9 protein-coding genes are annotated in these 14,984 nt (G+C 68.2%); 6 read left to right on the top strand and 3 right to left on the bottom strand.

Translation table 11 applies throughout. The annotated features are described in order from the left end of the window. Positions 1–214: 214 nt before the first annotated feature. A complete protein-coding gene (locus ABQ039_RS05640) occupies positions 215–958 on the bottom strand; it encodes a FadR/GntR family transcriptional regulator (RefSeq protein WP_024938638.1) in 744 nt (247 codons plus the stop codon). Between the two features lie 61 nt (positions 959–1,019). Continuing rightward, on the bottom strand, positions 1,020–3,854 hold the full coding sequence (locus ABQ039_RS05635) for a TonB-dependent receptor (RefSeq protein WP_349778566.1): 2,835 nt from the start codon (positions 3,852–3,854) through the stop codon (positions 1,020–1,022). A 313-nt stretch (positions 3,855–4,167) separates the two neighbouring features. Between ABQ039_RS05635 and ABQ039_RS05630 the strand changes: the two genes are divergently transcribed. From ABQ039_RS05630 to ABQ039_RS05610, 5 genes are read left to right on the top strand one after another with little or no spacing between them, the layout of a single operon-like run. After that, the gene (locus tag ABQ039_RS05630) at positions 4,168–6,360 is read left to right on the top strand and encodes a polysaccharide lyase 6 family protein (protein WP_349778565.1); all 2,193 of its coding nucleotides are present in this window, start codon (positions 4,168–4,170) and stop codon (positions 6,358–6,360) included. Beyond that, positions 6,357–8,600 carry an oligoalginate lyase gene (locus ABQ039_RS05625; RefSeq protein ID WP_184611129.1) on the top strand — a complete coding sequence of 748 codons (2,244 nt, stop codon included), beginning with the start codon at positions 6,357–6,359 and terminating at the stop codon, positions 8,598–8,600. Before ABQ039_RS05630 ends, ABQ039_RS05625 begins: the two co-directional genes overlap by 4 nt. Next, a complete protein-coding gene (locus ABQ039_RS05620; protein WP_102581829.1) occupies positions 8,597–9,898 on the top strand; it encodes an MFS transporter in 1,302 nt (433 codons plus the stop codon). The genes ABQ039_RS05625 and ABQ039_RS05620 overlap by 4 nt, the downstream gene beginning before the upstream one ends. A 50-nt stretch (positions 9,899–9,948) precedes the next feature. Continuing rightward, positions 9,949–10,701 carry an SDR family NAD(P)-dependent oxidoreductase gene (locus ABQ039_RS05615; RefSeq protein WP_024938633.1) on the top strand — a complete coding sequence of 251 codons (753 nt, stop codon included), beginning with the start codon at positions 9,949–9,951 and terminating at the stop codon, positions 10,699–10,701. A gap of 35 nt (positions 10,702–10,736) precedes the next feature. Beyond that, positions 10,737–11,900, top strand: coding sequence for an SGNH/GDSL hydrolase family protein (locus ABQ039_RS05610; protein ID WP_184611264.1), 1,164 nt, complete (start codon positions 10,737–10,739; stop codon positions 11,898–11,900). A 94-nt stretch (positions 11,901–11,994) separates the two neighbouring features. Here ABQ039_RS05610 and ABQ039_RS05605 read toward each other — a convergent pair whose 3' ends face one another. Continuing rightward, complete coding sequence (locus tag ABQ039_RS05605) at positions 11,995–12,495, bottom strand: DUF421 domain-containing protein (protein ID WP_016904665.1); 501 nt, start codon at positions 12,493–12,495, stop codon at positions 11,995–11,997. A gap of 173 nt (positions 12,496–12,668) precedes the next feature. Between ABQ039_RS05605 and ABQ039_RS05600 the strand changes: the two genes are divergently transcribed. Continuing rightward, positions 12,669–14,951: a glycoside hydrolase family 3 N-terminal domain-containing protein gene (locus ABQ039_RS05600; protein WP_184611131.1), complete on the top strand. Its 2,283-nt coding sequence runs from the start codon at positions 12,669–12,671 to the stop codon at positions 14,949–14,951. The last annotated feature ends 33 nt before the right edge of the window (positions 14,952–14,984 follow it).

The following is a 14,984-nucleotide window of genomic DNA, read 5'->3' as shown; positions in this document are numbered from 1 at the left end:
CTGCCTGAGGGCGGACGCTGCAGCGTGTTATCACTGCAGCGTCCGCGGCAACCGCAGGCGCGACACTCAGATCAGCCGCGTGTCGGTGGCGCCGAACCGGCGCAGACGGCGCGTCCAGCTGATTGGAGGATGTGTCTTTCGGAGGATCCAGCGTCAGCGGCACGAAAGTGCCGCTGGTGGTCGACGCAGCGCGTCCACCAGCCATTAGATGCACTCAGGTGCGCGTGGCCGCCAGAAAATGCGCGCGGTCCTGCTGGGTGCGGCGGCGGATCTCCGCCAGTGCATCGTTCTCGGTCGCTTCCAGCATGGATTCGAACAGGCGCTGGAAATGGTTGCGCATGGCCGTGCGTGCCGCGACCGGGTCGCGTTGCTGCAGGGCCTGCAGGATGGCGGTGTGTTCGTCCACACGGGTGGCGCCGTCGTCGTGGCAGACCCGCGCATACACCTCGCGCACGCGCGGCAATTCGTTGCGCATGCGCCAGATCAGCTGCACGCAGTGCGCCACCACCGGGTTGCCGCTAATCCGCGCGATCGCCAGGTGGAAGGCACGGTCGTAGTCGGCAGCGGCCGCATCGCTGAGCCCCGGTGCGGACAGCGCCTGGATCATGCCGTTCAACTCATCCAGCTCCGCATCGGTGATGTGGCTGGCGGCCAATGCGGCCGCCTCCGCCTCGATCACCGCGCGCGCGGCAGTCAGCTCGAACGCGCTGACATCCGGCAATGCGCCCTCGTCCGAGGCCAGGCGTGGCTTGACGTACACGCCCGATCCGATCTTGATCACGATGCGGCCCTGCGCTTCCAGCGCGATCTCGGCCTCGCGCACGGTGACGCGACTGACGCCGAAGCGCTCGGCCAACTCGCGCTCGCCCGGCAGGCGCGAGCCGACCGGGAATTCGCCCGTGTCGATCAGCGCGCGGATCTTGGCGGCAACGGAGTGGTACAGGCGGTTTTCGGACATCGGCGACTCAAACCCTCAGGGTGATCGGCCCGGCACACGGGTGCCGGACAGGTGGGCGACGCTAGAACCGGTAGCGCACCCCCAAATAATAACGTCGCCCGTAAGTGTTGTACTCACGGAAGCTGCCGGGCACCGGCATGTCGGAGATCCGCGGCTCGTTGGTCAGGTTGGAAGCCTCCAGCGACACCGACAGCTGCGCATTGACGCGGTAGCTGGCACGCAGGTCCAGGGTGCCGCTGTCGCGCACGTAGCGGTTCTGCGCCGGGGCGCCGACGAACTTCTGGAAATACTCGGAGCGGTACTTGTAGATGGCCTGCAGGTCGACCGCGCCGATGGCGTAATACAGCTGGCCGGAGAACACGTGCCGCGACAGGCCGAAGATATTGGCCGGCGCGACGATGCCGCTGCTCACCAGGCCGGTTGCCGGGTCGATCTGGTCGCCCAGGCGCAGATCCTGGGTCTTGTAGTTGGAATCAGCGTAGTTGTAGCTCAGCTTGACGCCCAGGCCGTCGAACGGCGCCGGCAGGTAGGAGAAGCGGTGGGTGCCGGTCAGCTCCAGCCCGGTGAGATCGCTCTTTTGCCGGGTGGTGACGTCCTGCACCACCGGCACCACCACCGCGGTGCCGTCGATGACGAAGCGCTCGTCCACCACCGTGGGCACCGCGCCACCGGTGAACTGCTTGTAATACACCGCGGCGCTGAGCAGGGAGTCGGCATTGGGATACCACTCCAGCGACACGTCCGCATTGGACGACAGCAGCGGCTGCGTGCGCGGATTGCCGGTGGCGGTGATGCTGCCGATCGCCTCGCCGACGGTAGTGAATTCGGTCCCCGGTTCCAGGATGAAGGTGCGCCCGGCAGACAACGCCACCAGATCCGGGCGCGCCATGGCCCGGTACAGCCCAAAGCGCAGCTGGGTCTGCTCGGTGAGGCCGATGTTGGCGTTGAAGCTGGGCAGGAACACACGGTTGGACGCGCGCACCGTCTGCGCGGCGAAGCGCCCGGTTTCCACCAGCTGGATGGTGCCGTCGGGGTTGTCGACCACGTCCAGCTCGCCGCGCAACCCCACCGAGCTGACGTCGGTGCGCACCCAGCGCACGCCCAGGTTGCCGTCCAGCGGCAGCCCGAACAGCGTGCTGGCGAATTCGCCCATCACATACAGCGCGCGGGTCTTTTCTTCCACGTCGGAGTCGGCGGTGCCGCGCGGGTCGGCATTGCGGCCGGTGTCGTCCACGCCGGTGATGGCACCAAACAGACAGCGGCTGTCGAAGGTGGCCCACTGCCGGATGGTGTTGCCGCTGGCGCTGGAGAGGAAATCCTCCTGCGGGAACGGTTGCCGGCAGGCCAGGTTGGCGGCGCGGATCGTGGCCGGATCGGTGACGTTGCGTTCGACGCGGTCGTCCAGGTCGCGGTAGGTCGCCTCGGACAGGCGCACGCCGCCCTTGATGGAGGTGAGCAGCCCGCTTTCCGGGGTGAAGGCGCCATCGAAACGCCAGGCCCGGATGGTGTGCTCGCGGCGCAACTCGTCGCGGCGCGCGCGCGCAGCGGCACTGAAATTGTCCGGGTTATTCAGGTCGAACGCGGGATCGACCACGATCCCCGGCACATCGCCGGCATAGGCGTAGGTGTAGTCCACGCGTTGCCCGTTGATCCCGGGCACGCGGTTGCCGTTGATGTCGGTGGCATTGGAGCGCAGCCGCATCAGGCGGTCGATCTCGCTGCGCTCGGTGCGCGAATACGACAGGTCGGTGGACAGCATCCAGGCCGCGTTCGGGCGCCATTCCACGCGTAGCCCGCCACCGCGGTACTGCTCGTCGCGCACCTTGTAGTCGGTGGAGGATTCCACCGTGCTGCTGCCGGTATGGCCGAGCAAGGCGCCGTTGTCGCCCACCTGGCGGTTGTTGAGGTTGCGCAGTGTTTCGGAAAAATTGAGCTCGGCGCGGTCTTCGGTCACGGTGCGCTGCGAATCCTGGTAATCCAGGGCCACCTCCAGGCCGTCGAAGGGCCGCCATTGCAGCGCGGCGAAGGCCGCGTCGCGTTGATCGTGCTCGCTGATCTGGCGGTACACGCGGCTGCCGGGCGCCAGGTAATACGGCGTCCCCGCCTGCACCTGCGCCGGGGTCACGGCGGTGCAGTTGCGGCTAGCGCCCACCACCTCGTTGGCGTTGCAGGCCGTCCAGGTGGAGCTGCTGCTCATCACCTCTTCCGGGTTGGTGCCTTCCAGCCGCTGCAGGCCGAGCGACACCCCCAGCTTGCCGGCCCCGCGCAGATCGAACTGGTCCAGGTAGCTGACGGTGCCGCGCCAACCCACGCCATCGGCATCGCGCAACTTGCTGTCGCCATCGGCATAGGTCGCCCGCCCGTCCAGTTGCACGCGGCGCTTGCCGAATTCCAGCGGCCGCACGGTCTGCATGTTGACCGTGCCGGCGATGCCGCCTTCGACGAAGTCGGCGCGCTGGGTCTTGTAGATCGCCACGGTGTTGATGAGTTCGGAGGGGAACTGGTTGAAGTTCACCGAACGGTCGCCACTGCCGTTGCTGGCCTCGCGCCCGTTGAAGGTGGCCGATCCAAGGAACGGCCCCAGGCCACGGATGGAGATCTCCGACGCGCCGCCCTTTTCGCGATGCGTGGCCGCACCGGTGATGGTCTCGATCGCCTCGCCGATCGACAGCGCCGGCAGGTCGCCGATGTCCTCGGCCGACAGCACGTCGGCCACCACCGTCTGCTCGCGCTTGCTGTCGATGGACGACTGGATCGAGCTGCGGATGCCGGTGACCTTGACCTGGTCCAGCGTGGTGGGCGCTTGCTCCGGTGCCTGCTGGGCGGCATCGCTTTGCTGGGCCAGGGCTGCCTGCGCGCTTGCCAGTGCAACCGCAGTCAGCAGCGCCTGGGCCAAGGCATTTCGAATAATTGGTCTACGCAATTGGACTAGTTTCAGATACCGCACAATTCCTCCTCCCAAAGGACACTCGAGACCGAGCGGGGTGGAGACTCCACGCGGATCAACGCCAAGTCAACCATTTCTGCGATTTATCGAACGAGCCACCTGACTAGGCCAGTTACTTGGATTATTTTGTGCAATTGCAGCATGACATCGAGCCGATCGCGGGCTTCAATACGGACCAACTGGACTATCGTTTTGGTTGACGAACCAGTTTGCACTGTTACCCTCGGCCATCACCGACGCGCCAGCGTCCAGGAGCATCCCGATGCGATCCCCCGTTTCCCTTGCCTGCCTGTTGCTGCTGTGCGCGTCCGCCTGGGTCGGCTCGGCCCAGGCCACCTCGTACCTGGTGCACGACCAGAGCGAGTACGTCGTGGCGGCGGCCGCGCTGCGTGCCGGCGATCGCATCGTGCTGGCCGATGGGCAGTGGCGGGATTTCACCATCGTGCTGCGCGGGCAAGGCACTGCCGAGCAGCCAATCACCCTCACCGCGCAAACGCCGGGCAAGGTGATCATCAGCGGCACCTCCGACCTGCACATGGCCGGCACCTACCTGGTGGTGTCGGACCTGGTGTTCCGCGACGGCCATAGCCCCGGCGATGCGGTGCTGTCGTACCGCATCTCCAGCAAGGAGCGCGCGCGCCACAGCCGCATCACCGGGGTGGTGGTGGATGGCTTCAGCAAGCCCACCCGCAGCGACTCGGACAACTGGGTGGCGCTGTACGACAGCGACAACCGTTTCGACCACAACCAGCTGGTCGGCAAGACCAATGCCGGCCCCACCCTGGTGGTGGTGCGCGACGCCACCCAGGGCCTGGACAACCGCCATCGCATCGACCACAACTGGTTCGGGCCACGCCCCAACCTGGGCGCCAATGGCGGCGAGACGCTACGCATCGGCACCAGCAGCGATGCCGACAGCGCCTCCAACTCGGTGGTGGACAACAACTGGTTCGAAGGCTGCGACGGCGAGGTGGAGGTGGTCTCCAACAAGTCCGGCGGCAATACCTACCGTGGCAATGTGTTCAAGCAATCGCGCGGCGCGCTGGTGCTGCGGCATGGCGATGGCAACCTGGTCGAGCGCAACGTGTTCTTCGGCGACGGCAAGGCCAACACCGGCGGCATCCGCGTGATCAACCGCAAGCAGACCGTGCGCCACAACTACCTGGAAAACCTGGCCGGCGATGGCTATTCGTCGGCGCTGAGCATCATGTACGGGGTGCCCAACTCGCCTGCCAACCGCTACGTGCAGGTGGACCAGGCGCGCATCGAGCGCAACACCTTCGTGACCGTCAACCAGCTGTACTTCGGTGCCGGCATGGATGCCGAGCGCACCGCCGCGCCGATCAACAGCCGCTTTGCCGGCAACCTGATCGTGGCCGCCAGCGACCCGGTGCGCGTGCTGGGCGATCTGTCCGGGATTGGCTTCACCAGCAACCTGCAAAGCCCGCTGGCCTCCACCCGCCTGCCCGGCGGCGTCAACAGCCGCCAGGTGACGATGACCCGCGCCAGCACCGGCTTGCTGGTCGCCGACAACGCCACTGGCGTCGGCGCCGACCCGGCGCTGAGTTACATCGCGCGCGCACAGGTGGGCGTGAGCTGGTACCCCAAGCAGGCAGCGCAGGCAGTCACCGACAGCGGCCGCCGCACCCGCGTGCGGCCGGGGCAGTCCAGCCTGACCGACGCCGTGGCGCAGGCCGGCCCCGGCGATCGCCTGCAACTGGACGCAGGCCGCTACCAGGTTAATGACATCCTCGACGTGGACCGGCCGCTGACGCTGGAAGGCCCGCAACGCGGCCGCGCGCGCATCCGCTTTTCGCAGCCGGCGCTGTTCCAGATCGCGCCCGGCGGCTCGCTCCACCTGGCCCGGCTCGAGATCGATGGCCGCGCCGCACCCGCGCAGCCGGGCAATGCGGTGATCCGCACCGCACCGGGCAGCGCGGTGGCGCAGTACCAGCTCACCTTGCGCGACACGCACCTGCATCATCTGGACGCGCAACCCGGCTTCGACGTGATCGCGCTCGGCAAGGGCAGCCTGGCCGACCACATCCTGCTGGACCGGCTGCTGGTCGAGGACGTCTCCGGCAAGGTGTTGTCCGCACACGCCGAGACCGACGACCGCGGCACCTACAACGTCGAACAGGTGACGGTGCGGCAGTCGCAGTTCCACCGTGTCGCCGGGCCGGTGCTGGACCTGTATCGCGGTGGCCGCGACGAAAGCACCTTCGGCCCGGTGCTGCAGGTGAGCGACTCGCACTTCACGCAGGTCGGCCGCAACGCAGGTGCGTCGATACGCCTGCACGGCGTGCAGCGCATTGCGCTGCGCAATAACCGCTTCGTCGACAGCGCCGCGATCCTGGCGCAGCACACCACCGGCACACCTCACCTCATCGCCAGCGGCAATCAGTTCGTCGGCACCCCGGCCTTGCACGCCGACGCAGCGGAGCCCCTGCTATGACCCGTTCCACCCGCCTGTTGCTGCTGGTCCTGGTCGGCGCCGGCAGCGCCCTGCCCTGCAGCGCCGCCCCGTCACCCGCGGCCGAACAAGCAGCGCAGCCGCAACCGCGGGCCACCGACGCCGCGCCGGTGCTGGTCACCGCCCAGCAATGGCGCGAGATGGCCAGCGCTGGCGCCAGGCTGCCGGTGTTCGCCCGCGAACAGGCACGCGCAGAAGCCAGCGTGCGCGCGGCGATGCGCGCCGGGGTGGACGTGCCGGTGCCCAGCGATCCCGGCGGCGGCGCCAGCCACGAGCAGCACAAACGCAACTACCAGGCCATCCAGGCCGCCGGCGCGCTGTACCGGCTCACCGGCGATCGCGCCTATGCCGACTATGCGCGCGACGTGCTGCTGGCCTACGCACGCCTGTATCCCACGCTGGGCGCACACCCGGCCGGGCGCGGCCAGGTGCCGGGGCGGCTGTTCTGGCAGTCCTTGAACGACTCGGTGTGGCTGGTCTACGCAAGCCAGGGCTACGACGCCATCCGCGACACGCTCAGCGCGCAGGACCGCGCCACCATCGACCGCGACGTGTTCGCGCGCATGGCGCACTTCCTGTGCGACGAAAGCGCCGACAACTTCGACAAGATCCACAACCACGCCACCTGGGCAGTGGCCGCGGTCGGCATGACCGGTTATGTGCTGCGCGATCAGGCGCTGGTGGACAAGGCACTGCGCGGCAGCAGGCGCGATGGTAAGGCCGGCTTCCTGGCGCAGGTGGACCAATTGTTCTCGCCGGACGGCTACTACGCCGAAGGCCCGTACTACCAACGCTATGCCCTGGCGCCGTTCGTGCTGTTTGCCAATGCGATCGAGCGCAATCAGCCGCAGCAGCACATCTTCCAGCGCCGCGACGGCGTGCTGCTCAAGGCCGTAAACAGCCTGGTGCAGAGCAGCTACGGCGGTTATTTCTTCCCGATCAACGACGCCATCCTCGACAAGGGCCTGGACACCGAAGAACTGGTGGCCGGCATCGGCATCGCCTACGCGCAGACCCACGACGCGCAGCTGCTGTCCATCGCGCAACGCCAGCGCCGCGTGCTGCTCACCCCCGAAGGCCTGGCCGTGGCCACCGCACTCGCGCAGGACCGCGCCCAACCGTTCGCCTTCGGCAGCGTGTTGCTGCGCGACGGCGCACAGGGCGACCAGGGCGCGCTGGCGATCCTGCGCAGCGGCGGCGAAGACGGCCAGACGCTGGTGATGAAGAACACCTCGCAAGGCATGGGCCACGGCCACTTCGACAAGTTGAACTGGCTGTTCTACGACAACGGCCAGCGCGTGGTCACCGACTACGGCGCGGCGCGTTTCCTGAATGTGGAAGCCAAGGCCGGCGGCATCTATCTGCCGGAGAACACCAGCTGGGCCAAGCAGACCGTTGCGCACAACACGCTGGTGGTGAACGAGACCAGCCACTTCAACGGCGACTGGAAGGTGGGCGAGCAACACGCGCCGACGCAGCTGCTGTTCGCCAGCACTGCCGACACCCAGATCGTGTCGGCGCGCATGCAGCAGGCCTACGACGGGGTCAGCTTCACCCGCACCCAGGCGCTGCTGTCGCACCCGCAGCTGCGCCTGCCGGTGGTGGTCGACCTGCTGCGCGTCAACGCCAGCGCTCCGGCACGTTACGACCTGCCGCTGCACTTCAACGGGCAGATCATGCAGGTCGGCTTCACCGCAGAGCGCGCACTGACGCAACGCCCGGTACTGGGCAAGGCCAACGGCTATCAGCACCTGTGGGTGGACGCCTCCAGCGACGCCAGCACCGACACGCGCAGCCTGAGCTGGCTGCTCGCCGGCCGCTTCTACAGCTACCGCTTCGGCAGCAGCGCGCCGGCGCGTGCCCTGCTGGTGGAGAGCGGAGCCAACGACCCGAACTTCAACCTGCGCCGCGAACCGGCGCTGATTCAGCGCGTGGATGGGCAGGCCAATGTCAGCTTCTTCGGCGTGCTGGAACCGCATGGCGAATACAACGGCACCGCCGAATACGTGCACGGCGCCAACAGCCGCATCCGCGCCATCGAGCGCGTGCGCGGCGACGATGCCGAGGTGATCGTGCTCACCCTGGTCGGCGGCCAGCGCATCGCGCTGGCGGTGGCCGACGATGCCGATGCACAACGCAGCCACCTGGTGCAGGCCGCCGGTCAGCGCTACAGCTGGCGCGGCGGCTACGCGCGCTTCGATCGCACTGCAGGTGCGCAATGAGCACCGCCTCCCCCCGCACGCGCCCCACGGGCAAGCGCTCGGCGGTGCGCTGGCTGATCGTGGCGCTGATCGCGGTGGCCACGGTGATCAACTACATCGACCGCAACGCGCTGGCAGTGATGTGGCCGGCGATCTCGCGCGACATCGGCGCCACCAAGGAAGACTACGCGCTGCTGGTCACCATCTTCATGCTGTTCTATGCCGCCGGGCAGTTCGTGTTCGGGCGGCTGTTCGACATCATCGGCACCCGGCTCGGCTTTGCCCTGTCCATCGCGGTGTGGTCGCTCTCCATCGCGCTGCATGCGGTCACGCACTCCATCATGGCGTTCTCGGTGGTGCGCGCGCTGCTGGGCATCAGTGAAGCCGGCGCCTGGCCGGGCGCGGTCAAGGCCAATGCGGAATGGTTTCCCGCGCGCGAGCGTGCGTTGGCGCAGGGCATCTTCAATGCCGGCGCCTCCATCGGCGCGATCGTTTCGGCGCCGCTGATTGCGCTGCTGTTCCTGTCGTTCGGCTGGAAGGGCACGTTCGTGCTGATCGGCGTGCTGGGCATGCTGTGGTTGCTGCCGTGGCTGGTGATCTACCGCGCCGGGCCGGACCGGCATCCCTGGGTCGACGCGGCCGAGCGTGCGTTGATCCTGGATGCGCCCGACGCCGGCAGCGCGCCGCCGCCGGCCTACCTGCCCACGCTGCGCCAGCTGATGTCGCACCGGCAAAGCTGGGGGATCGTGCTGGCGCGGTTCTTCCTGGACCCGATCTGGTGGCTGTTCGTGTCGTGGCTGCCGATCTACCTGGCCGAGACCTTCCACTTCGACATCAAGCAGATCGGCGCATTCGCCTGGGTGCCGTTCGTCGGTGCGATGCTGGGCAGCCTGTGCGGCGGCTGGCTGTCCGGGCGCCTGATCGCGGCCGGCTGGAGCGTGGACCGCGCGCGCAAATGGACCATCACCCTGGGCGGGGCCATCATGGCGCCGGCGCTGCTGGGCGCCGTGCAGGCCGCCGACCCGCGCATGGCGGTGCTGACGATTGCCGCCGTGCTGTTCGGCTTCCAGATCGCCATCGGCAATATCCAGACCCTGCCCGGCGATCTGTTCGCCGGCAAATCGGTCGGCTCGCTGGCCGGCATCGGCGGCATGGCCGCGGTGGCCGGCACCTTGATCACCACCTGGCTGGTCCCGGTGATGACCGCAACCTCGTACGCACCGATGTTCATTCTGGTCGCCGCGCTGGTGCCGGCTTCGCTGGCCGCGCTGTGGCTGGTCACCGGCCGCATCCACCGACTCGACGCAGCGGGCACCTGAGCGTGCCCGCTGCCTACCCCGCTTTCCCCACACCAACAGGACACACCCGCATGCACTTCCACGACAAGGTCGCCATCGTCACCGGCGGTGGCCGCGATATCGGCCGCGCCATCTCGCTCAAGCTGGCCGCGGCCGGCGCCAAGGTCTGCATCAACTACGCCAACGACGACGCCAGCGCGCGCGACACCCTGGCACAGCTGCAGGCTGCCGGCGGGCAGGGCATCCTGCACCGCGCCGACGTCACCGATGCCACCGCCGTGGCCGGCCTGCTGACCGCCACGCGCACCGCCTTCGGCCAGCACATCGACGTGCTGATCAACGTGGCCGGCGGCATGCTGGCGCGCAAGCCGCTGGCCGACATCGACGAGGCCTTCTTCCATCAGGTGATGGACCTCAATCTCAAGTCGGTCTACCTGACCACCCAGGCGGTGGCGCCGCATATGCGCGAAGGCGGTGCGATCGTCAATTTCGCCTCGCTTGCCGGGCGCGATGGCGGCGGGCCGGGCGCGGCCATCTATGCCACCGCCAAGGCGGCGGTGATGACCTTCTCGCGTGCGATGGCCAAGGAACTGGGCCCGCGCGGCATCCGCGTCAACGCATTGTGCTGCGGCATGATCTCCACCCGCTTCCATGACGACTTCACCAAGCCGGAAGTGCGTGCCTTCGTCGCCAATGCCACCCCGCTGCGGCGCGAAGGCCGCCCGGAGGAAGCCGCCGATGCGGCGTTGTACCTGGCCTCGGATGCGGCCAGCTTCATCAATGGCGCCAACCTGGACGTCAACGGCGGCGTGTTCTTTTCCTGACCGACAAAGGAGTCCTGCGCATGCGCTGGCGATGGATGATGACTGCGACACTGAGTGTGGTGCTGGCAGGCCCGGCCACGGCGCACCCCGCGCCACGCTGGGTGCCGGCCTGGATTGCTTCGGCAACGCCGGACCGGCTCGACGGCGGTGCCGACACGCCGCTGCAATTTGCCGATGAAACGGTGCGCCAGGACATGCGCCTGGGCAGTGCGGCAGTGGCCCTGCGCGTGCGCATCAGCAACGAGCTGGGCACCGCACCGCTGACCATCGCTGCGGGCACCGCGCGCCTGCTCGGCGGCGGCGGGGACGCGCAACCGCTGCGCTTCGAGCGGCGCGCCAGCGTGACGGTGCCGCCCGGTGGCGTGCTGCTCAGCGACCCGGTGCCGCTGCGTGCACCGGCATTGGGCGAGGTGGCGGTCAGCCTGTATTTCCCCACGCCGGCGCGCCCGGCGGTACGCCGCACGGCGGTGCGGGTGGTCAAGGGCCAGGCCGAAGTGCCGGACAGCAAGGCGTTGGCGTATCGCCAGAACGTCATCTCCGCCCTTTACGTGCAACCACCGCACCCACGCCAGACGGTAGTGGTGGCGCTGGGCGATTCGATCACCGAAGGCGCCACCGCCACACGCGGCGCCAATGGCGATTGGCCGGCCCTGCTGGCCAGGCGGCTGGAGCAGCGTTGCCCCGGCAGCGTGGTGGTGCTCAACGCCGGCATCAGCGGCAACAAGCTGCTCGACGACGGCCGCAGCCCCAGCGCGCTGGCGCGGCTGGATCGCGACGTGCTGGCACTGCCCGGCGTGGACCAGGTGATCCTGTTCGAAGGCATCAACGACATCCGCCACAGCGGTCCGCCGGATGCGATTGCCGGCCGTAATGCCGCCGACATGGTGCTGGGATATCGCCAGATCGTGACCCGGCTGCAGCAACACGGCATCGCCGTGATCGGCGCCACGCTGACCCCGTTCGGCAACTCCGACCGCTACGAACCGGTGGCGGCGGCCACGCGCCAGACGCTCAACGGCTTCATCCGCGACGGGCAGGCATTCGATGCGGTGATCGACTTCGACGCCGCGCTGCGCGACCCAGCCAGGCCGGAGTGGCTACCCGCCGCGCTGACCCGCGACTTCCTGCATCCCAACGATGCCGGTTACCAGCGCATGGCCGAGTCGGTGGACCTGTCGTTGTTCTGCAAGGCCCGCTGAGCCGCCGGTCGCCATGCCGTGGCGCACATGCGCCAGGCTGGCTGCCACGCTGGTGCGGCGGCACCGCCGGCATGCACGCCGGCCTGCCGGCGCGCTAGCGCTTTTTCAGGATGCTGATCTCCCCGGAGGTCTCCAGGATCGCCATGTCGATATCGGCATCGTCGCGGCAATCGGCCTTGCGTTTTGCCACTTCGAAATCGGCGTAGCTGACGTTGTGGCGGACTAGTTCCTTCCAGTAGATCTCACCGCCACGCGCCAGCAGCGCCGGGGTGCCCTGCACCCAGGTATCGATCCGCCGGCTGCGCGCGGTGGCCATGCCCACCAGCCAGTTCAACACCAGCAAGGTGGCCGCCAGGATCATGCCGCCCAGCAGCGAGACGTCCTTGCCGATCAACGAGTTCTGCACCGCGGTTCCCAGCAGCACGATGAGCAGCACGTCGAACGGCGTGGATTGACCCAGCGCGCGCTTGCCGGTCATGCGCGTCAACAGCAGGACCACGGTATAGACCGCTACCGCACGCAGCACGAACTCCCACCACGGCATGTCCAGGTGCATCATTTCGTAAAAGCGCACGCGTGTTTCCACGTCCAGCATCGTGTGTCCTGACCGCCGTTGATCGATGGCGCACGCTAGTGCGGAAACGGTGAAGGCGCCGTGCTGTCGCCATCGTTGCCGAGTCAGCCCGCCCGGCACCCATCGTGCAGCGCATCACGGCTTTTCGCTGGCGATCCGTTAGCGTCTGGCCTGGACAGACGGGGATGGCGGGCATGCGAAAAGGGATCACGCGTCGCGGGTTGCTGCTGGGCACCGCCTCGGCAGCAGTGTTGGCACAGGTACCGGTGGGAGTTGCGCTGCCGCGTCGCGCGGCTGCGGCGCCGGCCTTTATCGATGCGTTGATCGCACGCATGAGCGTGGAGGAAAAAGCCGGCCAGCTGACGCTGTCCGGTTCGGCGCAGCAGACCGATGCGGCCGCAGCGGCCAATCCGATCAATACCGTGCCCACGGCCGAGGGCCAGCTTGCCGCCGCGCGTGCCGGGCGGGTGGGCGGCATCTTCAATGGCTCCAATGTGCTGTGGCATCAGCAACTGCAGCAGGCCGCGCTGCAGAGCCGCCTGCAGATTCCACTGCTGTTTGCCGCCGATGTGATCCATGGGTTCACCACGGTGTTTCCGGTGCCGCTGGCCGAGGCCGCCAGCTTCGAGCCGGCGCTGGCGCAACGCACCGCGCGTGCGGCCGCACTGGAGGCCAGTGCGGTCGGCATCGACTGGACCTTCGCGCCGATGGTGGACATCGCGCGCGATGCGCGCTGGGGGCGCGGCGTGGAAGGCAGTGGCGAAGACGTGCTGCTCGGCCGGCGTTTTGCGCAGGCCCGCGTGCGCGGCTTCCAGGGCGAGGGCCTAGATCATGCCGACGCACTTGCAGCCTGCCCCAAGCATTTCGCGGCCTATGGGGCCGCCGAGGCCGGGCTGGACTACAACACCGTCGACATCTCCGAGCGCAGCCTGCGCGAGGTCTATTTCCCACCGTTCCAGGCTGCCTTCGATGCCGGCGCAGTGACCACGATGGTGGCCTTCAACGAGATCGCCGGCATCCCTGCCACCGCCAATCGCTGGTTGCTGGGCGAGGTATTGCGCGGCGAGTGGGACTACCGCGGCCTGGTGGTGTCCGACTACACCGGCGATCTGGAACTGATCGGGCACGGGTTTGCCAGCGATGCGCGCGAGGCGACCAGGCTGACGTTCCTGGCCGGTGTGGACATCAGCATGCAGAGCGGGCTGTACCTGCAGCATCTGCCGGCGCTGGTGGCCGCCGGCGACGTGACGATGGCGCAGCTGGATGCCTCGGTGCGGCGCGTGCTGCAGTTCAAGGCCGAGCTTGGATTGTTCGACAATCCGTTCCTGCGCATCGTGCCGGCACGCGCGCAGGCGCGGCAGCGGCGCCCGGACAGCCTGGCACTGGCGCGCGAGGCGGCGCGTAAATCCATCGTGCTGCTCAAGAACGATGGCGAGCTGCTGCCGCTCAAGACGCAGGGGCAACGCATCGCGCTGATTGGGCCGATGGCACGCAACTGGACCGACAGCGCCGGCCCATGGACGCTGTTCGGCGGCGACGACAGCGGCAACGACCTGGCCACCGCCGTGCGCGCGCGGCTGGGCAACCCGGACAGCCTGCAGGTGGTGGAAGGCTGCGACTTCGAACATGGCCTGCCCGGCGGCGTGCAGGCGGCCGTCACCGCAGCGGCGTCTGCGGATGTGGCAGTGCTGGCGATCGGCGAACCGATGCGCTACTCCGGCGAAGCGCAATCGCGCAGCGAGATCGTCATTCCCGCCGTGCAGCAAGCGCTGCTGGCTGCGGTGGCAGCCACCGGCACCCCGGTGGTGGTGGTGCTCAGCAACGGCCGTGCGCTGGTGATCGATGGCCCGGTGCTCAAGGCGCCGGCGATCCTGGTCGGCTGGTTCCTGGGCTCGGCATCGGGCGCCGCGCTGGCGGACATCCTGTTTGGCGCGCACGGTCCGTCCGGGCGCCTGCCGGTGAGTTTTCCGCACACCGCCGGGCAGGTGCCCTATAGCTATGCGCACAAGCCCAGCGGCCGTGCCGACCCGCGCCCGGATGCCTTGCAACCGTTCAAGACCCGCTACCGCACCGCGCCCAATGCCGCGTTGTTTCCGTTCGGGCACGGCCTGACCTATGGCCGCATCGAATACGGCGAACTGCGCTTGAGCGATGCACGCATGGCGGCGGCCGGCAGCCTGCGCATCAGCGCGCGCATCCACAACCGCGGCACGCGCGATGCCGAAGAAGTGGCGCAGCTCTACATCCGCGACCGCAGCGCCAGCATCACCCGCCCGGTGCGCGAGCTGAAGGACTTCCGCAAGCTGGCGGTGCCGGCGGGCGGCAGCGCGGTGGTGGAGTTCGTGCTGCGCCGTGAGGACCTGCTGTTTATCGGCCAGGCATTGAAGCCGACGGTAGAGCCTGGCGTATTCGATCTCTGGGTGGCGCCCTCTGCAGAGGCCGAGGGCGTGTCTGCGAGTTTTGAATTGATGGGCTGAGCGCCAGTCGCAATCGGAATGGCTCAGCTCAGG

Origin of the sequence: Xanthomonas sp. WHRI 6108 (assembly GCF_040202385.2) — a bacterium.
Taxonomy (GTDB): Bacteria; Pseudomonadota; Gammaproteobacteria; order Xanthomonadales; family Xanthomonadaceae; genus Xanthomonas; species Xanthomonas arboricola.
The sequence above is the reverse complement of the archived record's forward strand: the minus strand, read 5'-3'. Positions and strand labels throughout refer to the sequence as shown.